This window comes from Amaricoccus sp., from assembly GCF_017993425.1.
In the GTDB taxonomy this organism is placed as follows: domain Bacteria; phylum Pseudomonadota; class Alphaproteobacteria; order Rhodobacterales; family Rhodobacteraceae; genus Amaricoccus.
This window is the reverse complement of the sequence record NZ_JAGOMQ010000015.1, coordinates 15,632-37,414: the sequence shown is the minus strand read 5'-3', so window position 1 is coordinate 37,414 and position 21,783 is coordinate 15,632. Positions and strand designations below refer to the sequence as shown.

The 21,783-nt window shown below is 72.8% G+C and carries 18 protein-coding genes; 6 read left to right on the top strand and 12 right to left on the bottom strand.

The features are described from left to right. Nucleotides 1-90 precede the first annotated feature (90 nt). Complete coding sequence (locus tag KBB57_RS09040; RefSeq protein ID WP_290748920.1) at nt 91-1,266, top strand: acetyl-CoA C-acetyltransferase; 1,176 nt, start codon at nt 91-93, stop codon at nt 1,264-1,266. Nucleotides 1,267-1,418: 152 nt separating this feature from the next. Continuing rightward, complete coding sequence (gene phbB / locus KBB57_RS09035; protein WP_290748918.1) at nt 1,419-2,144, top strand: acetoacetyl-CoA reductase; 726 nt, start codon at nt 1,419-1,421, stop codon at nt 2,142-2,144. Nucleotides 2,145-2,478: 334 nt separating this feature from the next. Here the strand turns inward: phbB and KBB57_RS20110 are convergent, their stop codons facing one another. The 3 genes from KBB57_RS20110 to KBB57_RS09015 are packed head-to-tail and all read right to left on the bottom strand — an operon-like array spanning nt 2,479 to nt 5,680. After that, nucleotides 2,479-4,119: an NTP transferase domain-containing protein gene (locus KBB57_RS20110; RefSeq protein ID WP_367272670.1), complete on the bottom strand. Its 1,641-nt coding sequence runs from the start codon at nt 4,117-4,119 to the stop codon at nt 2,479-2,481. A gap of 1 nt (nt 4,120) precedes the next feature. Further along, on the bottom strand, nt 4,121-5,137 hold the full coding sequence (locus KBB57_RS09020) for an XdhC family protein (protein WP_290748916.1): 1,017 nt from the start codon (nt 5,135-5,137) through the stop codon (nt 4,121-4,123). A gap of 60 nt (nt 5,138-5,197) precedes the next feature. Continuing rightward, complete coding sequence (locus tag KBB57_RS09015; protein ID WP_290748913.1) at nt 5,198-5,680, bottom strand: DUF2380 domain-containing protein; 483 nt, start codon at nt 5,678-5,680, stop codon at nt 5,198-5,200. 117 nt (nt 5,681-5,797) lie between these two features. On the opposite strand from KBB57_RS09015, the gene KBB57_RS09010 reads away from it, so the two are divergent. From KBB57_RS09010 to KBB57_RS09000, 3 genes are all read left to right on the top strand, one after another. Beyond that, the gene (locus KBB57_RS09010; RefSeq protein ID WP_290749069.1) at nt 5,798-6,712 is read left to right on the top strand and encodes a MoxR family ATPase; all 915 of its coding nucleotides are present in this window, start codon (nt 5,798-5,800) and stop codon (nt 6,710-6,712) included. Further along, complete coding sequence (locus KBB57_RS09005) at nt 6,712-8,004, top strand: VWA domain-containing protein (protein ID WP_290748911.1); 1,293 nt, start codon at nt 6,712-6,714, stop codon at nt 8,002-8,004. The genes KBB57_RS09010 and KBB57_RS09005 overlap by 1 nt, the downstream gene beginning before the upstream one ends. A 72-nt stretch (nt 8,005-8,076) precedes the next feature. Continuing rightward, the gene (locus KBB57_RS09000; RefSeq protein ID WP_290748908.1) at nt 8,077-9,882 is read left to right on the top strand and encodes a response regulator; all 1,806 of its coding nucleotides are present in this window, start codon (nt 8,077-8,079) and stop codon (nt 9,880-9,882) included. A gap of 357 nt (nt 9,883-10,239) precedes the next feature. Here KBB57_RS09000 and KBB57_RS08995 read toward each other — a convergent pair whose 3' ends face one another. The 7 genes from KBB57_RS08995 to KBB57_RS08965 all read right to left on the bottom strand — a co-directional run bounded on the left by KBB57_RS08995 (nt 10,240) and on the right by KBB57_RS08965 (nt 18,897). Then, on the bottom strand, nt 10,240-11,673 hold the full coding sequence (locus KBB57_RS08995; protein ID WP_290748906.1) for a Glu/Leu/Phe/Val dehydrogenase: 1,434 nt from the start codon (nt 11,671-11,673) through the stop codon (nt 10,240-10,242). A gap of 252 nt (nt 11,674-11,925) precedes the next feature. Beyond that, nucleotides 11,926-13,563: an ABC transporter ATP-binding protein gene (locus KBB57_RS08990; protein ID WP_290748903.1), complete on the bottom strand. Its 1,638-nt coding sequence runs from the start codon at nt 13,561-13,563 to the stop codon at nt 11,926-11,928. Then, on the bottom strand, nt 13,560-14,195 hold the full coding sequence (locus tag KBB57_RS08985; protein ID WP_290748901.1) for a GNAT family N-acetyltransferase: 636 nt from the start codon (nt 14,193-14,195) through the stop codon (nt 13,560-13,562). The genes KBB57_RS08990 and KBB57_RS08985 overlap by 4 nt, the downstream gene beginning before the upstream one ends. After that, nucleotides 14,192-15,301, bottom strand: coding sequence for an ABC transporter permease (locus tag KBB57_RS08980; RefSeq protein ID WP_290748899.1), 1,110 nt, complete (start codon nt 15,299-15,301; stop codon nt 14,192-14,194). Before KBB57_RS08980 ends, KBB57_RS08985 begins: the two co-directional genes overlap by 4 nt. After that, nucleotides 15,302-16,375, bottom strand: coding sequence for a microcin C ABC transporter permease YejB (locus tag KBB57_RS08975; RefSeq protein WP_290748896.1), 1,074 nt, complete (start codon nt 16,373-16,375; stop codon nt 15,302-15,304). It lies immediately after the preceding gene. Nucleotide 16,376: 1 nt separating this feature from the next. After that, complete coding sequence (locus KBB57_RS08970) at nt 16,377-18,278, bottom strand: extracellular solute-binding protein (RefSeq protein WP_290748894.1); 1,902 nt, start codon at nt 18,276-18,278, stop codon at nt 16,377-16,379. Between the two features lie 118 nt (nt 18,279-18,396). Next, on the bottom strand, nt 18,397-18,897 hold the full coding sequence (locus KBB57_RS08965; protein WP_290748892.1) for a cytochrome c family protein: 501 nt from the start codon (nt 18,895-18,897) through the stop codon (nt 18,397-18,399). 256 nt (nt 18,898-19,153) lie between these two features. Between KBB57_RS08965 and KBB57_RS08960 the strand changes: the two genes are divergently transcribed. Continuing rightward, nucleotides 19,154-20,011, top strand: coding sequence for a prephenate dehydratase (locus tag KBB57_RS08960; protein ID WP_290748889.1), 858 nt, complete (start codon nt 19,154-19,156; stop codon nt 20,009-20,011). 14 nt (nt 20,012-20,025) lie between these two features. Here the strand turns inward: KBB57_RS08960 and KBB57_RS08955 are convergent, their stop codons facing one another. Beyond that, entirely contained in the window at nt 20,026-20,502 is a 477-nt protein-coding gene (locus tag KBB57_RS08955) for a nuclear transport factor 2 family protein (protein WP_290748887.1), read from the bottom strand. A gap of 286 nt (nt 20,503-20,788) precedes the next feature. Further along, nucleotides 20,789-21,685: a methyltransferase domain-containing protein gene (locus tag KBB57_RS08950; RefSeq protein WP_290748885.1), complete on the bottom strand. Its 897-nt coding sequence runs from the start codon at nt 21,683-21,685 to the stop codon at nt 20,789-20,791. Between the last annotated feature and the right edge of the window lie 98 nt (nt 21,686-21,783).

The following is a 21,783-nucleotide window of genomic DNA, read 5'->3' as shown; positions in this document are numbered from 1 at the left end:
GCAAGATTGTGTCACGAGGGGCGCCTACACGCGCCCGCCCGCAGCGATTCTCCAACCGCATCGCGCGTTCCGGCGGCCCAGGAGGGAAACATGACCAATATCGTGATCGCGTCCGCCGGTCGGACGCCGGTGGGCAGCTTCAACGGCGCCTTCGCCTCCGTTCCCGCGCACGAGCTCGGCGCGACCGTGATCAAGTCGGTGCTGGAGCGCGCCGGGGTTCCGGCCGCGGACGTCTCCGAGACCATCCTCGGCCAGGTGCTGACCGCCGCCCAGGGGCAGAACCCGGCGCGGCAGGCGCATATCAACGCCGGGCTGCCGCTGGAGAGCGCGGCGTGGGGGCTGAACCAGGTCTGCGGCTCGGGGCTGCGGGCCGTGGCGCTCGGGGCGCAGCACATCCTGCTCGGCGACGCCGAGGTGGTGGTCGCCGGCGGGCAGGAGAGCATGTCGCTGTCGCCGCACGCCCAGCACATGCGCGCGGGGCAGAAGATGGGCGACATGAAGCTCGTCGACACGATGATCAAGGACGGGCTCTGGGACGCCTTCAACAACTACCACATGGGCACGACCGCGGAGAACGTGGCGGGCCAGTGGCAGATCACCCGCGAGATGCAGGACGAGTTCGCGGTGGCGAGCCAGAACAAGGCCGAGGCGGCGCAGAAGGCGGGCAGGTTCGACGAGGAGATCGTGCCGGTCACGGTGAAGGGCCGCAAGGGCGACGTGGTCGTCGACAAGGACGAGTACATCCGTCACGGCGCGACGCTCGAGGCGATGCAGAAGCTGAAGCCGGCCTTCTCGAAGGACGGCACGGTGACGGCGGGCAACGCCTCGGGCCTGAACGACGGCGCGGCGGTGGCGGTGCTGATGACGGCGGAGAACGCGGAGAAGCGGGGGATCGAGCCGCTGGCGCGGATCGCGAGCTACGCGACGGCGGGGCTCGATCCGAAGATCATGGGCGCGGGGCCGATCTATGCCTCGCGCAAGGCGCTCGCCAAGGCGGGGTGGAAGGTCGAGGACCTCGACCTGATCGAGGCCAACGAGGCCTTCGCGGCGCAGGCGCTGGCGGTCAACAAGGACATGGGCTGGGATCCGGCGATCGTGAACGTCAACGGGGGGGCGATCGCGATCGGGCATCCAATCGGCGCGTCGGGGGCGCGGGTGCTGAACACGCTCCTCTACGAGATGAAGCGGCGGAACGCGAAGAAGGGCCTCGCGACGCTTTGCATCGGCGGCGGCATGGGCGTCGCGCTCTGCGTCGAGCGGCCCTGACCGGGCTCGGGACGCCGCGACAGGTTCGCGACAGCCGGCCGGGTTAGCCGGCCGGCGTCCGGGGCGCCCGCTCTCGCGCCCCGGCTCCGTTCCCGGCCCCCGCTCGGCGGCCGGGTCCTGTTCTCGAAAGTGAAACGAAGGGGGAGACACCCATGGGACGAGTGGCGCTTGTCACCGGCGGATCGCGCGGCATCGGCGCGGCGATCTCGACCGCGCTGAAGGCCGCGGGCTACACTGTGGCCGCGAACTACGCCGGCAACGACGACGCGGCGAAGAAGTTCACCGCCGAGACCGGGATCAAGACCTACAAGTGGTCGGTCGCGGACTACGACGCCTGCGCGGCGGGGATCAAGCAGGTCGAGGCGGATCTCGGCCCGGTCGAGGTGCTGGTGAACAACGCCGGCATCACCCGGGACGCGATGTTCCATCGCATGACCCCGGCCCAGTGGAAGGAGGTCATCGACACCAACCTCTCCGGAGTCTTCAACATGACGCATCCGGTCTGGGGCGGGATGCGCGACCGCAAGTTCGGGCGGATCGTCAACATCTCCTCGGTTAACGGCCAGAAGGGCCAGGCCGGGCAGGCGAACTACTCGGCCGCCAAGGCCGGCGACATCGGCTTCACCCGCGCGCTGGCGCAGGAGGGCGCGCGCGCCGGGATCACCGTCAACGTGATCGCGCCGGGCTACATCGCCACCGAGATGGTGAAGGCGATCGACGAGAAGGTGCTGAACGAGCGCATCATTCCGCAGATCCCGGTCGGCCGGCTCGGCGAGCCGGAGGAGATCGCGCGGATCGTGGTGTTCCTCGCCTCGGACGACGCGGGCTTCATCACCGGCTCGACGATCTCGGCGAACGGCGCGCAGTTCTTCAGCTGACGCGAGCGGCGGGCCATCGGCCCGCGGGGATTTCACAGGCCGCGGCGTCGTCCGCGGCCTGTTCTCGTTTCAGGAGCGCGTCGGTCCCGCGGAGGGACACGCCCCGGAAGGGGGCGCGCCGGGCGCCTCCATCCCCGCCGACGCTCCGGGCTCAGTCCCCCCGATGGATTTCCGGTCGAGGATGGCGCTGCGGGCGGGGAAGGCAACCCGGAACCGTCGGGCCCGGGGCGCTCCGGTTGCGGCAAACGAGGCCGCCGGGAAGGGGGCGAAAATCCGGCCGCCGAGGCGCTAACACGCGTGATAGCTTCTTATATTACTGAAAAATAATGGTAATTCAGAACGTGTGCAGTTTGGCCTGATCGCGGGCGCGCCAGGCCTCCCAGTCCTCGGGGGTGTCGAGGTCGGTCGTGGCGGCGCGGCCGCCGGTGGGGACGTCGACGACGAACTCGGCGGCGTCGCGCAGCACGTCGCGGGCGCCGCGGTCGCCGGTCAGGCCGGAGAGCGTCTCGAAGAAGCGGCGGCCGAAGAGCACCGGGTGGCCGGGGCGGCCGTCGGCGGCGACGGCGCGGCAGATCTCGCGGCCCTCGGCCGGGTCGAAGGCGGCGATCAGCCGGTCGATCTCGCCCGGGCCGACCTCCGGCATGTCGGCGAGGAGCACGACGACCGCGTCGGCGCCCTCGACCACCGCGCGGAGCCCGGCGCGGAGCGAGGCGGCCATGCCCTCGGCCGCGTCCGCGGCCTCGACCGCCGCGATCCCGAGGCCCGAGAGCGCGGCGCGGCGGGCGTCGGCGGCGGGGGGGAGCACGACGACCGCGGCGTCGGCCTGGCTCGCCAGCGCCGCCTCGGCGGCGGCGCGCAGCACCGGGCGGCCGTCGGCGAGCGGCTCGAGCAGCTTGTCGCGCCCGCGCATCCGCGTCGAGGCGCCGGCGGCGAGCAGGATCGCCGCGACGCGCGGCCGCCCCGTCGGGCCGGCGGCGGTGCGGCCGGCGCGGGGCTGCGGCCGGGCGGGGATCTCCTTGAGGAGGCCGCCGACCCCCATGGCGGCGATGTCGGCGTCGCCGACCGCGAAGCCGGCGGCGAGCCGTTCCAGCACCCAGTCGGCGCCGTTGAGCGCCGGCGAGCGGGCGCAGCCAGGCAGGCCGACCACGACGCGGCCGGCCTGCTCGCCGAGGAAGAGCAGGTTGCCCGGGTCGACCGGCATCCCGAAGCGCAGCAGCCGGCCGCCGGCCGCGACCACCGCGGCCGGGCAGACGTCGGCCGCGTCGGAGGTGGCGGAGCCGCCGAGGATCAGCGCCATGCCGGCGGGGGCGGCGGCGAGCGCCCCGGCGACCGCGGCGGTCTCGTGGGCGACGACGACGGGGGCGCCGGGCTCGATTCCGAGCGCGCGGAGCCGGGCGCCGACGACCTCGGCGCCCTTGGCGATCAGGCTCTCCTTCATGCCGGGCGTGCGGGTCAGGATCAGGCTCGCCCGCGCCGGGAGGAAGGGGGCGACGGCGAGGGGCGCGGCGGCGGCCGCGGCGGCGGCGACGGCGGGCCCGGCCACGGCGTAGGGGATCACCTTGACGGTGGCGACCATCTGCCGCGCCTCGACGCGGGCCCAGTCGGCGAGGGTCGCCAGCGTAATCGCCGGATCGACCGCGTTCAGCCGGTCGACGGAGGCGCGGTCGATGCGGAAGACGCCGGCGGCGCGGGCGAAGAGGTTCACCCTGCCGGTGAACGGGGCGGAGACCGTGACGCCCTGCGCCTCCGGGTCGGGCGCGAGGGCGCGGGCGACGGCGGCGGCGGCCTCGTCCTCGCCCAGGTCGACGGGCTCGAGCCGCGCCACGGTGACCTCGGCCGCGCCGGCGGCGGCGAGGGCGGCGATCTCGTCGGGGCCGAGGCGGCGGCCCTTCTTCAGCCGGGTCGTCCCGGCGGTCAACGAATGGGCGAGGATCGCGCCCTCGGCATCAGCGAGCGGAACGGGGCCGAAGCGCATGTCAGCGCCGGGTCTCGGGGCGGCGGAGGCGTTCCGTCGCCTCGGCGAGGATCGCGACGGCGATCTCGGCCGGGGTGCTGGCGCCGATGTCGAGGCCGACCGGCGCGTGGATGCGCGCGACGTCGTCGGGGGCGAACCCGGTCTCGGCGAGGCGGGCGGCGCGCTTGGCGTGGGTGCGGGTCGAGCCGAGGCTGCCGAGGTAGAAGACCGGCGCGCGGAGGGCGGCGGCGATGGCGGGGTCGTCGAGCTTGGGGTCGTGGGTGAGGGTGACGACGGCGGTGCGGGCGTCGAGCCCGACCTCGGCCAGCGCCGCGTCCGGCCAGTCGTTGAGGAGCCGGACGTCGGGGAAGCGGGCCGGCGAGCCGAAGGCCTCGCGGGGGTCGATCACCACGACGTCGTAGCCGACGAGGCGCGCCATCGGGGCGAGGGCCTGGGCGATGTGGACGGCGCCGACGATCGCCATGCGGAGCGGGGGGTTGTGGACGCCGAGGAACCAGTCGCCGGCGAAGCCCGCCTTGTCGGCGGTCAGCGCGGCCGCGGCCTCGGGCCAGAGCGGGTCGGCGGGGCCGGCGACGAGGCGGCGCTCCCAGGTGGCGGGGTCGACGGCGTAGACCACGGCCCGGCGGGCGGCGCGGGCGGCGACGAGCTCGGCGAGGAGCGCCTCGGAGGGGCCGTCGCCGACGCCGACCGGCTCGACGAGGACGCGGATGGCGCCGCCGCAGGCGAGGCCGACGGCGAAGGCGTCGGCGTCGCTGACGCCGTAGGTGAGGAGGCGCGGGCGGCCGTCGGCGAGGGCGTCGAGCGCCTCGGCGACGACGGCGCCCTCGACGCAGCCGCCGGAGACCGATCCCGCCATGCCGGCGTCGCCGGAGATGGCGAGCTGGGAGCCGGTGCGGCGGGGGGCGGAGCCCCAGGTCTCGACGACGGTGGCGAGCGCGGCGCCGCGTCCCTCGCGGGCCCAGGCGAGCGCGGCCTCGGGGATCGCGTCGGGGGCGGCGGCGAGGTCGGTGGGGCTCATGCTGTCCTCGCGGATGGCGTCCTCGGGATATAGCGGCTGGCGGGGGCGAAGAAAACCGGGCTACCGGCCGAGGGTGTCGGCGAGGAAGTCGGCCATGCGGAGCCAGGACTCGTCGGTGTCGCCGCGGAAGCTGAGGTTGCGCGAGACGACGAGGGCGCCGGTCCTGGCGTCGACGAGGCTGGCGAAGGCCTGCAGGATGAGGGTGCTCGACTTGTGGACGACGATGAGGAGCACGGCGTCGCCCCCGGCGTCGCGGGCGGCGGCGAGGAGGCAGTCGGTGGTCTCGCGCGGGCAGGCGGCGGCGAGGGCGGCGGGCGGCACGGCGACGGCGCGGTCGTAGGCCCGGCCGACCATGTCGCGGACCAGCGCCTCGGCGACGAGGGCCTGCCGGCGCTCGTGCGCCGCGCGCTGGTCGGCGGCCTCGTCGGAGGTGTCGAGGAGCTTCACCGGCAGGACGGCGAGGGTCGCGGCCTGCGCCGGGGCGGCGGCGCAGAGGAGGCCGGCGAGGAGGGCGGGGCGGGCGGCAAGGCGCGGCAGGGGCATGGGGCGTCCTCCGGCCGCCAGCATGGCGGCAGGGCGGGCGTGTCGGCAAGCGGCCCACGCAGGCGCGGGGTTGATTTCCGCGTGCCGGAGCGCCTTATGACGCGAGCGCCGGAGACCATGATGCGTCCATTGCCTGCCTCGATCGACGAGACCCAGAAGCTGCTCGCCGAGGCGGGCTACGTGGCGGGGCGGGGCCTCGCGACGGTGGTGTTCCTGAGCCTGCGGCTCGGGCGGCCCTTGTTCCTGGAGGGCGAGGCGGGGGTCGGCAAGACGGAGATCGCCAAGGCGCTGGCGGCGGCGCTGGGGCGCAAGCTGATCCGGCTGCAATGCTACGAGGGGCTCGACGCGGCGAGCGCGGTCTACGAGTGGAACTTTCCGGCGCAGATGGTGGCGATCCGCACCGCCGAGGCGACCGGCGGGATGGACCGGGACGGGCTGACCGAGGAGCTGTTCTCGGGCCGCTACCTGATCCGGCGGCCGCTGCTCGAGGCGATGGAGCCGCATGTCGAGGGGCCGCCGGTGCTGCTGATCGACGAGCTCGACCGCACGGACGAGCCGTTCGAGGCGTTCCTGCTCGAGGCGCTGTCGGACTTCCAGGTGACGATCCCGGAGCTCGGGCCGGTGAAGGCGGAGGAGCCGCCGATCGTGGTGCTGACCTCGAACCGCACGCGCGAGGTCCATGACGCGCTGAAGCGGCGCTGTCTCTATCACTGGGTCGAGTATCCGGACTTCGACCGGGAATACGCGATCCTGCGCGCCCGCGCCCCGGAGGCGAGCGACGCGCTGTCGCGCGAGGTGGTCGGCTTCGTGCAGCGGCTGCGCACGGAGGACCTGTTCAAGAAGCCGGGCGTCGCGGAGACGATCGACTGGGCGAAGTGCCTCGTCGCGCTCGACGCGGTGGCGCTGTCGCCGCAGGTGATCGCGGACACGCTTGGGGCGCTGCTGAAATACCAGGACGACATCGCGCGGATGCAGGGCTCGGAGGCCAAGCGCATCCTCGACGAGGCGCGCGCCGAGCTCGGGCCGGTGTGATGGCGCGGCCGGCGGGACTTGCCCTCGTTGCGGAGGATGGCAAGCTCGCCGCCAACATCGTCCACTTCGCCCGCGCGCTGCGCAAGGCCGGGCTGCCGGTCGGCCCGGGGCGGGTGGTGGACGCCGTGCGCGCGGTGGAGGCGGCCGGGTTCACCGACAAGGGGGATTTCTACCACACGCTCCAGGCCTGCTTCGTCTCGCGGCCCGAGCAGCGCGAGGCCTTCGCGCAGGTGTTCCGGCTGTTCTGGCGGGATCCGGCCTTCATGGAGCACATGATGAGCCTGATGCTGCCGCTGCTGCGCGGAGTGGCCGAGCCGCATACGCCGAGCGCGGCGGAACGGCGCGCGGCGGAAGCGCTGACCGACGGCGCCGAGCCGCCGCCGCCGCGGGCGGAAGAGGCGGGGGAGGAGGAGCCGAAGGTCGAGTTCGACGCGACGCTGACCTTCTCGGCGGACGAGCGGCTGAGAAGCCTCGACTTCGAGCAGATGTCCGCGTCGGAGGTCGCCGAGGCGAAGCGCGCCATCGCCCGGCTCGACCTGCCGGTGCAGCCGATCGCCTCGCGGCGGACCCGGCCCGACCCGCGCGGACAGGTCGCCGACTGGCGCGGCACCATGCGCGCGGCGCTGCGCTCGGGCGGCGACGTGCGGCGGCTGGCGACGCGGGCGCGGCGGACGCGCTGGCCGAACCTCGTCGCGCTCTGCGACATCTCCGGATCCATGTCGTCCTACAGCCGGATGCTGCTGCATTTCCTGCACGCGGCCGCCAACGCCAAGGGGGCTGGCTGGGCGCAGGTCCATGCCTTCACCTTCGGCACCGAGCTGACCAACATCACCCGCCACCTGCGCCAGCGCGACGTGGACGCCGCCTTGGCAGCCGCCGGGCGCGAGGCGCGCGACTGGGAGGGCGGCACCCGGATCGGGGCGTGCCTCCACGACTTCAACCGCGACTGGTCGCGGCGGGTGCTGGGGCAGGGGGCGGTGGTGCTGCTGATCACCGACGGGCTCGACCGCGACGATCCGGGCCGGCTCGCCGCCGAGATGGAGAGGCTGCACCTCTCGGCGCGGCGGGTGATCTGGCTGAACCCCTTGCTGCGCTGGGAGGGCTTCACGCCGCGGGCGGGCGGGGTGCGGGCGATCCTGCCGCATGTCGACAGCTTCCGGGCCTGTCACAGCCTCGCCTCGCTCGAGGAGCTGGTGGCGGCGCTGTCGCGGCCGGAGGATCCGGGCGAGACGGCGCGGCTGCGGCAGCTGGCCGGGCCGATGCGGAAAGTTGGGGCGATAAGCCAAGTTTAACGCAAAGAGCGGACCTGTCCCTTCAAACGGGGCGCGGAGATGAAACGAGAGAGGTTGGCGAGGACGACAGGGTTGCTGTGGCCCCGGCTGGCGCCGCGGGCGCTCTTCGCCGTTTGCGCCGTGCTGGCTGTCGCGGTGGCGACCGGCGTGCTCGCCCATCTCCCCTCGCTGACCGACGCCAACGAGGCCTGGCTGGTGGCGGGGGGCATGGCGCTCTTCGCGGTGGCGGTGGCGCTCGCGGCTCTGGCGCTGGGCGCGGAGCGGGAGCGGCGGCTGCAGCGGGTGCTGGCGCGCGACGCCGAGCTGGCGCAGCTCTCGTGGCGGCTCGACTTCGCGCTCGGGGCCTCGCAGGTGGGGGTCTGGGACGTCGACCTCGAGACCGACGAGATGATCTGGGACGAGCGGACGCGGGCGCTCTTCGGCGCGCCGGACCGCCACGGCTTCTTCAACGAGGCGGACTGGGTGGGGGCGATCCACCCGGAGGACCGGGCGCGGGCGATCGACGCGGCGCGGGCGGCGGTCGACGCGGACGGGCGCTTCGTGCAGGATTACCGCGTGGTGCATCCCGACGGGACGATCCGCCACATCCGCGACATGGCGGCGGTCTACCGCGGCGAGAACGGCTCGCGGCGGCTGGTCGGGCTGGTCTGGGACGTCACCGGCGACGTCGAGCGGCAGGCCGAGCTGGAGCTGCGCCGGGCGGAGGCCGAGGCGGCGGCGGTGGCGAAGTCGCGCTTCCTCGCCACGATGAGCCACGAGATCCGCACCCCGATGACCGGGGTGATCGGGATGCTGGAGCTGATGCTGGCCGACCGCCTGCCGGAGGCGCAGCGGCTGCGGGCGGAGGTGGCGCATTCCTCGGCGCAGGGGCTCCTGCGCATCCTCAACGACGTTCTGGAGTTCTCGAAGCTCGAGGCCGGGCGGGCGGAGCGGCTGGATGCGCCGGTGGAGCCGCGGAAGCTCCTCGCCGAGGTGACGGCGCTGATGGCGGCGGGGGCGGAGCGCAAGGGGATCGCGCTGCGGACCGAGGTGAGCGATCGGGTGCCGCAGGCGATCCTGACCGACGCGATGCGGCTGCGGCAGATCCTTGTCAACCTGCTCAGCAACGCCGCCAAGTTCACCGAGGTGGGCGAGATCCGGGCGCGGATGGACTATGACGCGGCGACGCGGGAGCTGGCGGTCGAGGTCGCCGACACCGGGGTCGGCTTCGGGGCGGCGGATCTCGGGCGGCTCTTCGAGGAGTTCTACCAGGCCGATTACGGTGTGGGGCCGCGGCGGGGCGGGACGGGGCTGGGCCTCGCGATCACCCGGGAGCTGGTGGGGCTCCTCGGCGGCCGGGTCTCGGCGCGGAGCGGCGCGGCGGGGGGCGCGGTGCTCTCCTTCACCATCGCCGCGCCGCCGGCGGCGGTGGCGTCGATGGCGACGGGCGAGGGCGGGCGCTCGGCGCCGGGGTCGGTGCCGCCGCTGAAGGTGCTGGTCGCCGAGGACAACGCGACGAACCAGATCGTGCTCCGGAGCTATCTCGCGCGGAACGGCCATGCGGTGACGCTGGTCGAGGACGGCGAGGCGGCGGTGCGGGCGGCCGAGGCGGGCGGGTTCGACGTGGTGCTGATGGACGTGGAGATGCCGCGGATGGACGGGGCGCGGGCGACGCGGTTGATCCGCGAGCTCGCCGGGCCGCCGGGCGAGGTGCCGATCGTGGCGCTGACCGCGAGCGCGCTGCCGGGCGACCGCGAGCGCCACCTCGCGGCGGGGATGACGGATTTCGTGTCGAAGCCGATCGACTTCGCCCTGCTCGACGCCGCGCTGTTCCGCGCGGCGGCCTTGCGCCACGCGGAGGAGCCGGCCCCCGCCCCGGCGCGCGCCATGCGGAAGTGAGCAGGGGACCGGGGCGTCCCACAATGGGACGCTGCTCGAGCTGCCGCTGGATAAAAGAGTTAACGGGGTAGTTATCCACAGGCGGCGGCGGGGAGCGCCGACCTCGGGGAGGCGCGCGGGCGCGCCCCCCGCTCGGCCGGCGCTGACGGTCGGCCGCCTTTGCGGCCGACCTCCGGAGCGGCCGCAAGCGGCCGCGAGTCTTCCTTTTCTCCCCGCCCTTTGGCGGGGAGGCGCCTGCTCGATAGGGTTTCAAGCCAGTATGAATGCCTGAAGGGGGAGGGCGGCGCCGGCGGCGCGCTGCCGCCGCCGGGAAGGAGCGCGGGGCGAGCGCGCGCAGGGCCGGCGGGGCGCGCGGGGTCAGAGGCCCTTCGAGCGGTAGCTGGCGGCGACGCGGGCGATGGAGACGAGGTAGGCGGCGACGCGGAGGTCGTCGACGTCCTTGCGGCCGTGCCAGACCTCGCGCATCGACTGGTAGGCCGTGCGCATGGTGTCGTCGAGGCCGGAGCGGACCAGCTCGAGCTCGCCGGCGCCGCGGACGTATTCGGACTTGAACCGCTCGGAGATGCCGCCCTTGACCCCGGCGCTATGCAGGATGCGCTCCATCTCGGAGACGAGCAGCGCGTGCTGGGCCTCCTCCTGGCGGCGCTGCATCCGGCCGAAGCGGATGTGGCTGAGGTTCTTCACCCATTCGAAGTAGCTGACCGTCACGCCGCCGGCGTTGGCGTAGAGGTCGGGAATGATGACCACGCCCTTGGCGCGCAGCACCTCGTCGGCGCCGGCGGTGACCGGGCCGTTCGCGGCCTCGATGATCAGCGGGGCCTTGATGCGCTCGGCGTTCGTGAGGTTGATCACCGATTCCATCGCGGCGGGGATCAGGATGTCGCATTCCTCCTCGAGCGCGGCCGCGCCGTCGTCGACGTAGGTTCCGCGCGGGAAGCCCTTCACGCCGCCGGTGGCGGCGATGTGGGTCTTGAGGAACTCGACCGGCACGCCGTTCGGGTTGAGGATGGCGCCGTCGCGCTCGATCACCGCGACGATCTTCACGCCGTCCTCCTCGGAGAGGAACTTGGCGGCGTGGTAGCCGACGTTGCCGAGGCCCTGGACGATCACCCGCTTGCCCTCGAGCCCGCCGGCGAGGCGGGCGCGCTTCACGTCCTCGGGGTGGCGGAAGAACTCCTGGAGGGCGTACTGGACGCCGCGGCCGGTGGCCTCGACGCGGCCGTGGATGCCGCCGGCGTTGAGCGGCTTGCCGGTGACGCAGGCGGCGGCGTTGATGTCGGTGGTGTTCATCCGCTTGTACTGGTCGACCATCCAGGCCATCTCGCGCTCGCCGGTGCCCATGTCGGGGGCGGGGACGTTCTGGCTGGGGTTGATCAGGTCGCGCTTGACCAGCTCGAAGGCGAAGCGGCGGGTGATCTGCTCGAGCTCGTGCTCGTCCCATTCGCGCGGGTCGATGCGGAGCCCGCCCTTGGAGCCGCCGAAGGGGGCCTCGACGAGGGCGCACTTGTAGGTCATCAGCGCGGCCAGCGCCTCGACCTCGTCCTGGTTGACGCCCATGGCGTAGCGGATGCCGCCCTTGACGGGCTCCATGTGCTCGGAATGCACGGAGCGGTAGCCGGTGAAGGTGTGGATGGCGCCGCGCAGGCGCACGCCGAAGCGCACCGTGTAGGTCGAGTTGCAGACCCGGATCTTCTCCTCGAGGCCCGGGCTCAGGTCCATCAGCCGGACGGCGCGGTTGAACATGAGGTCGACGGATTCACGGAAGCTCGGCTCCCGCAGCGGCGCATTCATCTCGTGCTCCTCCCCAGGAGTCGGCGTTGGCCTGAAGGCGGGGTCACTAGAGCACCGGGCGAGGCGGCGGGCAAGGCGTCGGGCAAGGCGCGGCGGGGGCGGCCCGGGGCGGTCTGCGCGAGGCGCGAAGGGGCTGCACGCGGTTGCGCGTGCGCGACGCGGATCAATAGACTGTAATTGCAGGATAATGCCTGAGCCGTAGATGCTTTGTTCAGGAAGGTTGACGCCGCCCGGCGGGTCGGCGGGCGCCGGTCAGGGGGCGAAGGCGGCGGCCGGGGCGGGGGGCGCGCCGTCGTCGAAGGCGGCGGCGAGGAGGGTGCGGGTGTAGGGCTGCGCCGGAGCCTCGAAGATCGCGTCGGCGGGGCCGGCCTCGACCACGTCGCCGTTCTGCATCACCGCCACCTCGTGGGCGAGCGCGCGGACGACGCGCAGGTCGTGACTGATGAAGACGTAGGCGAGGCCGTACTTGCGTTGCAGGCCGCGCAGGAGCTCGACGATCTGCACCTGCACGGTCATGTCGAGGGCGGAGGTCGGCTCGTCGAGGACGACGAGCTTCGGCTGGAGGATCATGGCGCGGGCGATGGCGATGCGCTGACGCTGGCCGCCGGAGAACTCGTGCGGATAGCGGTCCATCACCGCGGGGTCGAGGCCGACCTCGGTGAGGATCGCCGCCACGCGCTCGCGGGCGTCGCCCTCCAGCCCGTGGACGCCGAGCCCCTCGGCGACGATCTGCTCGATCGACATGCGGGGGGAGAGCGAGCCGTAGGGGTCCTGGAAGACCATCTGCATGTCGCGGCGGAGCGCGCGCAGGCCCTTGGCGCGGACGCCCTGGATGTCGCGGCCGAGGAAGACGATGCGACCCTCGGAGGCGATGAGGCGCATCATGGCGAGCGCCAGCGTGGTCTTGCCGGAGCCGCTCTCGCCGACGACGCCGAGGGTCTCGCCGGCGCGGATGGCGACGGTGGCGCCGTTCACCGCCTTGATGTGGCCGACGGTGCGGCGCAGCAGGCCGCGGCGGATCGGGAACCAGACGCGCAGGGAATCGGTCTCGATCACCCGGGGCGCGCCGGCGGGGACGGGGTCGGGGCGGCCGTGCGGCTCGGCGGCGAGGAGCTTGCGGGTGTAGGGGTGCTGGGGGCGGGCGAAGATCTCGGCGGTCGGGCCGGTCTCGACGATCTCGCCGCCCTGCATCACCGCCACCCGGTCGGCGATCTGCCGCACGATGGCGAGGTTGTGGGTGATGAAGAGCATCCCCATGCCGCGTTGGCGCTGGAGGTCGGCGAGGAGGGCGAGGATCTGGGCCTGGATGGTGACGTCGAGCGCGGTGGTCGGCTCGTCGGCGATCAGCAGGTCGGGGTTGTTGGCGAGCGCCATGGCGATCATCACGCGCTGGCGCTGGCCGCCGGAGAGCTGGTGCGGGTAGGCGCCCATCCGGCCCTCGGGGTCGCGGATGCCGACCTGGCGGAGGAGGTCGAGGATGCGGCCCGCCGCCGCCCGGCCGGTGACGCCCTGGTGGAGCGCGAGGCTCTCGCCGATCTGCCGCTCGATGGTGTGGAGCGGGTTCAGCGAGGTCATCGGCTCCTGGAAGACGAAGCTGATGTCGTTGCCGCGCACGGCGCGGAGCGTGCGCGGGCTCGCGGTCGCCATGTCCTTGTCGCGGTAGCGGATGGCGCCGGTCACCTCGGCGTTGTCGGGCAGCAGGCGGACGGTGGAGAGGGCGGTGATCGACTTGCCCGAGCCGCTCTCGCCGACGAGGGCCAGCGTCTCGCCGGCGTGGACGTCGAAGCTGACGCCCCGCACCGCCTCGGTGCGGCGGCCGCCCTGGAGGAAGGCGATGCGCAGGTCGCGGACGGCGAGGATCGGCTCCTGGCCGGGCAGGGCGGCGCTCATGCCGGGCCTGGTCCGGCGCTCTTGGGCCTGGCGCTTTCGGGCCCGGCGCTCTCGGGTCCGGCGGGATCGGGTCCGGTGCGCTCGGCGCAGACGCGGTCCCAGGCGGCGCGGTCGAGGCGCAGGATCACCCAGGGCGCGGGCTTGCCGGGGATGAGGTCGAGGGTGGCGTCGTAGACGTGGACGGCGCCGAGGCGGGCGGTGGCTTTCTGCGAGCGGATGTTGGTCGGGTCGATGTGGAACCAGACCTCGGGGAAGCTCGCGAAGGCGTGGCCGAGCATCAGCCGCTTCAGCTCGAAGTTGGTGCGGCCGCCCCACCAGCGGTGGTTGAGGAAGGTGAAGCCGATGGAGATCGTGCCCGGCATGTCGGGCGCGGTGTAGTAGCGCGAGGAGCCGATGATCGCGCCGGTGGCGCGGTCGACGATGGCCAGCGTCGTGCCGGTTCCGAGCAGGAAGGCGAAGTAGGGCTCGAAGACCCCGCGCTTCCAGCGGTCGCGGGCGGGGTGGCCGGCCCAGGTCTCCTCGTCGCTGGCCGCGGCGTGGAGGCCGTCGAGATCGCCGGGCGCGAGCGGGCGCAGCTCCAGCGTCTCGCCGATCAGGGTCGGCTGGGGGTCGAAGGCGGGGGCGTCGGTCAACGGAATGTCTTCCGCGGGTCGAAGGCGTCGCGGACGCCCTCGAAGATGAAGACGAGGAGCGACAGCATGATGGCGAAGGTGAAGAAGGCGGTGAAGCCGAGCCAGGGGGCGTTGAGGCGGTTCTTGGCCTGGAGCGCGAGCTCGCCGAGCGAGGGGTAGGAGGGCGGCAGGCCGAGGCCGAGGAAGTCGAGGGCGGCGAGGCCGCCGATCGCGCCGGTGATGATGAAGGGCAGGAGGGTGAGCGTCGCCACCATGGCGTTGGGGAGCAGGTGGCGGAACATGATGGTCCAGTCGCCGACGCCGAGGGCGCGGGCGGCGCGGACGTACTCGAAGTTGCGGGCGCGCAGGAACTCGGCGCGGACGACGCCGACGAGGCTGGTCCACGAGAAGAAGGCGATCAGCAGCGTGAGGAGCCAGAAGTTCATCGTGAAGATCGCCGAAAGGATGATGATCACGTAGAGGCTCGGCATGTTGACCCAGATCTCGACGATCCGCTGGAAGGCGAGGTCGACCCAGCCGCCGAAGTAGCCCTGCACGGCGCCGGCCGCCACCCCGATGATGGCGGAGACGGCGGCGACGACGAGGGCGAACAGGATCGAGATGCGGAAGCCGTAGATGACGCGGGCCAGCACGTCGCGGGTCTGGTCGTCGGTGCCGAGCCAGTGCTGGCGGTCGGGGGCGGAAGGGGCGGTGAGGACGTCGTAGTTGATGGTGTTGAAGCTGTAGCGGATCGGCGGCCAGATCGCGCGGCCGGGATCGGTGATGGGCTGGCCGTCGACGGCGCCGGTCGGGACCTGGGCGAGCACGCCATCGGGGTCGTCGAGGCAGACCTCCATGCCGCCGGTGGCGATCAGGCAGCGCACCTCGGGGGAGTTGTATTCGGCCTGGGTCTGGAACTCGCCGCCGAAATCGGCCTCGGAGTAGAAGGAGAAGATCGGAAAGCGCCACTCGCCCTGGAAGCGCACGGCGAGCGGGCGGTCGTTCGCCACGAACTCGGCGAAGAGCGCGATGGTGAAAAGGGCGAGGAAGATCCAGAGCGACCAGAAGGCGCGGTGGTTCGCGCGGAAGTTGGCCAGCCGGCGGCGCTGGAGCGCGTTGAGCCGCATTCAGACCTCGCGGCTCTCGAAGTCGATGCGGGGATCGACCCAGACATAGGTGAGGTCGGAGATCAGCCCGACGACGAGGCCCATCAGGCCGAAGACGTAGAGGGTGCCGAAGACCACCGGGTAGTCGCGCTGGATCGCGCTCTCGTAGGCGAGCCGGCCGAGGCCGTCGAGGGAGAAGATCGTCTCGATGATCAGCGAGCCGCCGAAGAACACGCCGATGAAGACGGCCGGGAAGCCGGCGATGATGATGAGCATCGCGTTGCGGAAGACGTGGCCGTAGAGGACGCGGTTCTCGGCGAGGCCCTTGGCGCGGGCGGTCATCACGTACTGCTTCTTGATCTCGTCGAGGAAGCTGTTCTTGGTCAGGAGCGTCAGCGTGGCGAAGGCCCCGATGGTCGAGGCGGTCACCGGCAGGACGATGTGCCACAGGTAGTCGGTCACCTTGCCGAGGAGCGACAGCTCGGCCCAGTTGTCGGAGGTGAGGCCGCGGAGCGGGAAGATCTGCCAGTAGGAGCCGCCGGCGAAGAGGACGAGCAGCATGATGGCGAAGAGGAAGGACGGGATCGCGTAGGCGACGATGATGAGGCCGCTGGTGGCGGTGTCGAAGCGGCTGCCGTCGCGCATCGCCTTGCGGATGCCGAGGGGGATCGAGATCAGGTAGGCGAGCAGCGTCGACCAGAGGCCGATGGTGATGGAGACCGGCATCTTCTCCAGCACCAGGTCGACGACGGAGATCGAGCGGAAGTAGCTCTCGCCAAAGTCGAAGGTGAGGTAGTTCCGCAGCATCAGCAGGAACCGCTCGGCGGGGGGCTTGTCGAAGCCGAACTGCTTCTCGAGGTCGGCGATGAACTCGGGCGGCAGGCCCTGGGCGCCGCGGTACTCGCTCTGGCCGCCGCCGACCTCGCCGCCGCCGCCGGTGATGCGGCCGGTGGCGGAGGTGTCGGATTCGAGGCGGGCGATCACCTGCTCGACGGGGCCGCCCGGCATGAACTGCACGAGGACGAAGTTGACGAGCAGGATGCCGAAGAGCGTCGGGACGATCAGCAGCAGCCGGCGGAGGACATAGGCCGCCATGTCAGGGCAGAGCCGCGCCCTGCGCCTTCAGCGCGTCGTACTTCTCGCGGTCGAGCCACCAGTACGCGTCGCCGCGCGAATAGGCGGGCGGCTCGTCGGGGCGGCCGAAGACGTCCCAGTAGGCGATCCAGAACGCGCCCTTGGACCAGTTCGGCACCCAGAGCTGCTTCGACCGCAGCACCCGGTCGAGCGCCTTCACCCGGCCGTCGAGCTCCTCGCGCGACTGGGCGGCGATGATCAGCTCGATGATGCCGTCGACCGCGGGGTCGCTGACGCCGGAGAGGTTGAAGCTGCCCGCCGCGTCGACGCCCTGGCTGCCGTAGATGGTGCGCAGCTCGACCGAGGGGGCCATCGACATGACGAGGCGGGTCGGCAGGATGTCGTAGTCGTGGTTCTTCTGCCGCTCCTCGTACTGGGCGCTGTCGACCATGCGCAGGCTGGCGTCGATGCCGATCTGCCGCAGGTTGGAGACGAAGGGGTTGATGACGCGCTCGAGCGAGGGGTTGTCCTCGAGGATCTCGATCTTGAGCGTCTGGCCCTCGGCGTTCTGGCGCAGGCCGCCGGGGCCGACGGTCCAGCCGGCCTCGTCGAGGAGCTTCGAGGCGCGGCGGATCGCGGTGCGGTCGTTGGTGCGCTCGGCGGAGTTGACCGGGGGCAGGTAGGCAGGCTCGGTGAAGATCTCCGGCGGCAGCTGGTCGCGGAAGCGCTCCAGCGTGGCGAGCTCCTCGCCGGCGGGCAGGCCCTCGGCCATCATCGGCGAGTTCTGGAAGAAGCTGATCGTGCGCTCGTAGTTGCCGTAGAAGAGCGTCGCGTTCGACCATTCGAAGTTGAACATCAGCGCGATCGCCTCGCGGACGCGGATGTCCTGGAGCTGGGGCTTCCTCAGGTTCATCCAGAAGCCCTGCGTGCCGGAGGGCCGGTTGTCCGGCAGCTCCTCGCGCTTGACCCAGCCCTTGTTGATCGCGGGGAAGTTGTAATCCTTCGCCCAGATCGCCGAGAAGAACTCCTCGTGGAAGAGGTATTGCCCGGATTTCAGCGCCTCGAAGGCCGCGGTGTTGTCGGCGAAGTATTCGTAGACGTAGCAGTCGAAGTTGCCCGAGCCGACGTTGACCGGCGCCTTGGCGCCCCAGTAGTCCTTGACGCGGCAGTACTTGATCGACCGGCCCGGCTGCACGGCGGCGATCTCGTAGGCGCCGGAGCCGACCGGGGGGACGAGGGTCGATTCCTCGAAGGGCACGGTGTCGTAGTAGTGCTTCGGCAGGATGGAGAGCCCGCCGACCAGCGCCGGCAGGTCGCGGGTGGGCACGCCCTCCTTGAAGGTGAACTTGACGGTGTGGTCGTCGATCGCCTCGGCGCCGGCGACGTCGGCCAGCGTGATCCGGTAGGTGGGCGAGCCCTTGTCGCGCAGCGTCTCAAACGTCCAGACCACGTCCTCGGCGGTGATCGGCTCGCCGTCGGCGAAGCGCGCCTCGGGGCGCATGTGGAAGATCACCCAGGAGCGGTCCTCGGGGTATTCGAGGCTCTCGGCGATCAGTCCGTAGGAGGCGTCGATCTCGTCGGCCGAGCCGGCGAGCAGGCTGTCGTAGAGGAGGCCGAGGCCCTGCGCCGGCTCGCCCTTGAGGATGAAGGCGTTGAGGCTGTCGAAGGTCTGGCTGCCGCCGGTGCCGCGGAAGGACATGGTCCCGCCCTTGGGCGCGTCGGGGTTGACGTAGTCGAAATGCGGGAAGCCCGCGGGATATTTCAGGTCTCCGAAGGTGGAGATGCCGTGGCTGACGATGACGCCGCCCTCGGCGGCGACCGCCGGGGCGGCCAGCGCGAGGAGCGCCGAGAGCGCCGCGCCTGCGATCCTCCGGGCGGCCGACGTCGGGACGGCATCCGGGGCGGTCGCGGCGCGGTCGGGCATATGGGCTACCTGTGGTAGGTGGGCGATGCGCGTCACTCTACCGGCGGTCGCGGCCCGGTAAAGCGTCAAACCGCCGCGCCGCTCACAGCTTTTCGTGACCGCCCGCGCGGGCTGCGCCTCACTTGTTGAGCGAGGCGAGGTAGGCGATGACGTTGGCGCGGTCCTCTTCCTTCGGCAGGCCGGCGAAGGCCATCGCGGTGCCGGGCACGAAGCCCTTGGGCGACTGGAGGAAGTGGAAGAGCGTCGCCTCGTCCCACGTGCCGCCGTGGCCGGCCATGGCGCTCGAGTACTTGAAGTCGGCGACGGAGCCGACCGGGCGGTTGACCACGGTCTCGAGATGCGGGCCGACGGCGTTGGTGCCGTCGACCTTGTGGCAGGCGGCGCATTTCTTGAACACCGCCTCGCCCTTGCCGATGTCGGCGGCGGCGACGAGCGCGGGGACATCGACCTCCTCGGCCGCCGGCGCGTCGCCGCCCTCGGCGTTCTCGACGGGGATCGAGAAGGCCACCGCCTCGGAAGAGGTGTCGAAGATTGCGCCCGCGAAGGTCCCGATCAGCAGGAACACCAGAAGGCTGCCGCAGAACGCGCCGACGATCTTGGTGATTTCCATCGTGTTCATCGGCTTATGCACCTTCCTTGCGGGGGCGGGACGCGCCCCCGGAGCACCGCTGCGATCCGTATTAGCCGCTTCCGCGGCGCCTGCGCAAGCATCCTTCGGACGCGCGGCGTGCGTCCGCGCCGGAGGATGCCGTCCGGTCCCGGGCGGGCGCCGCGGGAGGCGGGCTCGGGCCGCGGGCGCGGGCGGCGGGCGGGCCGGGCTTTCCTTTCGCGCCGAGTTCTGACATGCGGGCCGCGCGCTGCGCGAGGATCGCCCGATGACCGACACCCTGCTTCCGATCGCCTTCCAGGGCAACCCGGGCGCCTATTCGCACCAGGCCTGCCGCGAGGCCTTTCCCGACCGGCCGGCGCTCGCCTGCGCGACCTTCGAGGAGGCGATCGCCGCGGTGAACGACGGGCGGGCGGGGCTCGCCATGCTGCCGATCGAGAACTCGACCTACGGGCGGATCGCCGACATCCATCACCTGCTGCCGGAATCGGGGCTGCACATCATCGGCGAGCATTTCGTGCGGGTGCATGCGAACCTGCTCGTGGTCCCGGGCGTGCGGCTCGAGGAGGTGCGGACGGTGCTGAGCCAGCCGCCGCTCCTCGGGCAGGTGCGGGGCTTCGTCCGGCGCCACGGCATCGCCACGCGGGCGGGCGCCGACACCGCGGGCTCGGCCGACGTGGTGGCGAAGGCGGGCGACCGGTCGCTCGCCGCGCTCGCCTCGGAGCTCGCGGGCGAGATCTACGGGCTGGAGGTTCTGGCCCGGCACATCGAGGACCGCGCCGACAACACCACGCGCTTCCTCGTGATGTCGCCGGAGCCGCGGCCGGCGCCGGTGGCGGGGGCGCTGACGACGTTCGTGTTCCGGGTGCGCAACATTCCCGCGGCGCTCTACAAGGCGATGGGCGGGTTCGCGACCAACGGCGTCAACATGACCAAGCTCGAGAGCTACATGATCGACGGCCAGTTCACCGCGACGCAGTTCTATGCCGACATCGAGGGCCATCCCGACGAGCCGAGGGTGCGCCGCGCGCTGGAGGAGCTCGACTACTTCACCACGCAGGTGCAGGTGCTCGGGACCTATCCCGCGCATCCCTACCGGCTGGAGAAGGCGATTCCGGCGGAGTAGGCCGCCGGGACCGGTCAGCGTTCCGGGACCGCGTCCGGGGCGGTCCGGCCGACGAGGGGGGCGGCGTGGCGCAGGACGAGGCGCCAGTCGCCGTCCTCGCGGCGGAGGACGTGGGTGACGCGGAGCGCCATCGGGGCGGGGTCGGCCTGCCCGGCGATGCGGACCGTGGCGCGCTCGACGGCGACGGTCACGGCGAGGTCGGGGCCCTCGAAGACGCCGAGAGGCGTGAGGTCGAGCTTCGCCTCGCCGCCGGCGAAGCGGGCGGCGGCCCAGCGGTAGCGCGCCTCGGCGGCGGGCCAGCCGCGCTCCCAGCCGCCCCAGGCCCCGAGGATCAGCACGTCGTCGGCCCGCGAGGCGTTGGCGAGCCATGGGCCGGGGTCGCCGCCCATGAAGCGGCGGGCGCCCTCCGTGACGCCGGCGAGGAAGGCGCGCAGCGCGGGGTCGGCGGCCGTCGGGCCGCGGGCGACGGCGGAGGCATCCCTGCCCGTCACCGCCGCGACTCCAGGGCCGAGGCGCTTGGTCCCGCGGAAGCCGCGCCCCCGCGGCGGACGACGGGAGGATCGGGCGGGCGGCGGGCGCCGGCGCCGCGCGCGGCGCCGCTGGCGCGCGCCGTTCCGCGGGGGGTCGTCTCGATGCGCCGGCAGGCGGCGGGCGGATCGGGGAGGCGTCCGGCCGGGCCGGCCGTGGGCGGGCCTGCGGCGTCGGGGCGCGGGGCTCCGCGGCTGGGAGCGTCGATGCGCCGGAAGGCGGCGGGGGGATCGGGGAGGCGGGGACGGGTCATGGCGCGGTCTCGCGGGGCGGGGCGGGCGGCGCCGGGGGGAGGCGGGTCCAGGCGCCGACCAGGGTAGGCAGGATGATGCAGGCGTCGGCGGCGAGCGCCTCGGCGCGGAGGCGGTCGGCGAGGGTGTCGATGCCGACCTCGGCGGGGTCCATCGCGCCCACCCGCTCGCCGACGGGCAGGAGGCTGCGGAGCGTGGCGGCGAGGTAGTCGTAGGCGTAGGCCGTGGGGCCGGCCTCGACGCGGGCGGCGGCGATCATCTCCGGGGGCGGCAGGCCGGCGGCGCGGAAGACGGCGGGGAGCTTGGCCGCCATGTCGCTCTCGAACCCCGCCCGCTCGAAGGTGTCGACGAGCCAGCGGCAGCAGGCCCGGAACAGCGGCCCCTCGGGCACGCTGCGGCCGTGGCCGGTGGCGATCTCCTGGAAGGCGACGATGCCGCCCGGCCGCAGGCCGGCGGAGAGGCGGGCGAGGGCGGCGCCCGGGTCGGGCAGGTACATCAGGATCAGCCGGCCGATCACCGCGTCGAAGCCGGGCTCGGGATCCCAGTCGCCGAGCTCGACGGCGGCGAAGGTGACGCGCGCCAGCAGGGCCTCGCGGGCGACGCGGCGGGCGGCGACGGCGATGGCCTCGGGCGAGCGGTCGACGCCGTGGACGGATCCCGTCGGGCCGACCAGCCGGGCGGCGAGGAGCGAGACGTCGCCCACGCCGCAACCGACGTCGAGGACGCGCATCCCCGGGCCGATTCCGGCGCGGACGAGGACGTCCCGGGTGAGGTCGCGGTAGTAGCTCCCCTGCCGCTCGAGCCGGTCGAACTCGGCCCCGGCGTAGCCGAGGGCGTAGGGGCGGGGGCCGTCGGGCCGCTCGCGGGACTGGCGGAGGGTGGTGGCGCGGGGCATCGCGGGACTCCTTATCTCACGCCGCGGGGCGGCGGGTCGTGCGCCTCGGGGGGCGGGCACAGGGCGGAAAGTCGGGCGCGTGCGGCGGTGCGACGCGC

What these genes read in the sequence shown, in the direction of transcription:
- KBB57_RS20110 (WP_367272670.1), bottom strand. Translation starts at nt 4,119, where the DNA reads ATGCGCTTCGGCCCCGTTCCGCTCGCTGATGCCGAGGGCGCGATCCTC.
- KBB57_RS09040 (WP_290748920.1), top strand. Translation starts at nt 91, where the DNA reads ATGACCAATATCGTGATCGCGTCCGCCGGTCGGACGCCGGTGGGCAGC.
- KBB57_RS09015 (WP_290748913.1), bottom strand. Translation starts at nt 5,680, where the DNA reads ATGCCCCTGCCGCGCCTTGCCGCCCGCCCCGCCCTCCTCGCCGGCCTC.
- phbB (WP_290748918.1), top strand. Translation starts at nt 1,419, where the DNA reads ATGGGACGAGTGGCGCTTGTCACCGGCGGATCGCGCGGCATCGGCGCG.
- KBB57_RS08980 (WP_290748899.1), bottom strand. Translation starts at nt 15,301, where the DNA reads ATGCGGCTCAACGCGCTCCAGCGCCGCCGGCTGGCCAACTTCCGCGCG.
- KBB57_RS08975 (WP_290748896.1), bottom strand. Translation starts at nt 16,375, where the DNA reads ATGGCGGCCTATGTCCTCCGCCGGCTGCTGCTGATCGTCCCGACGCTC.
- KBB57_RS08965 (WP_290748892.1), bottom strand. Translation starts at nt 18,897, where the DNA reads ATGAACACGATGGAAATCACCAAGATCGTCGGCGCGTTCTGCGGCAGC.
- KBB57_RS08970 (WP_290748894.1), bottom strand. Translation starts at nt 18,278, where the DNA reads ATGCCCGACCGCGCCGCGACCGCCCCGGATGCCGTCCCGACGTCGGCC.
- KBB57_RS08990 (WP_290748903.1), bottom strand. Translation starts at nt 13,563, where the DNA reads ATGAGCGCCGCCCTGCCCGGCCAGGAGCCGATCCTCGCCGTCCGCGAC.
- KBB57_RS09010 (WP_290749069.1), top strand. Translation starts at nt 5,798, where the DNA reads ATGATGCGTCCATTGCCTGCCTCGATCGACGAGACCCAGAAGCTGCTC.
- KBB57_RS08950 (WP_290748885.1), bottom strand. Translation starts at nt 21,685, where the DNA reads ATGCCCCGCGCCACCACCCTCCGCCAGTCCCGCGAGCGGCCCGACGGC.
- KBB57_RS09020 (WP_290748916.1), bottom strand. Translation starts at nt 5,137, where the DNA reads ATGAGCCCCACCGACCTCGCCGCCGCCCCCGACGCGATCCCCGAGGCC.
- KBB57_RS08960 (WP_290748889.1), top strand. Translation starts at nt 19,154, where the DNA reads ATGACCGACACCCTGCTTCCGATCGCCTTCCAGGGCAACCCGGGCGCC.
- KBB57_RS08995 (WP_290748906.1), bottom strand. Translation starts at nt 11,673, where the DNA reads ATGAATGCGCCGCTGCGGGAGCCGAGCTTCCGTGAATCCGTCGACCTC.
- KBB57_RS09005 (WP_290748911.1), top strand. Translation starts at nt 6,712, where the DNA reads ATGGCGCGGCCGGCGGGACTTGCCCTCGTTGCGGAGGATGGCAAGCTC.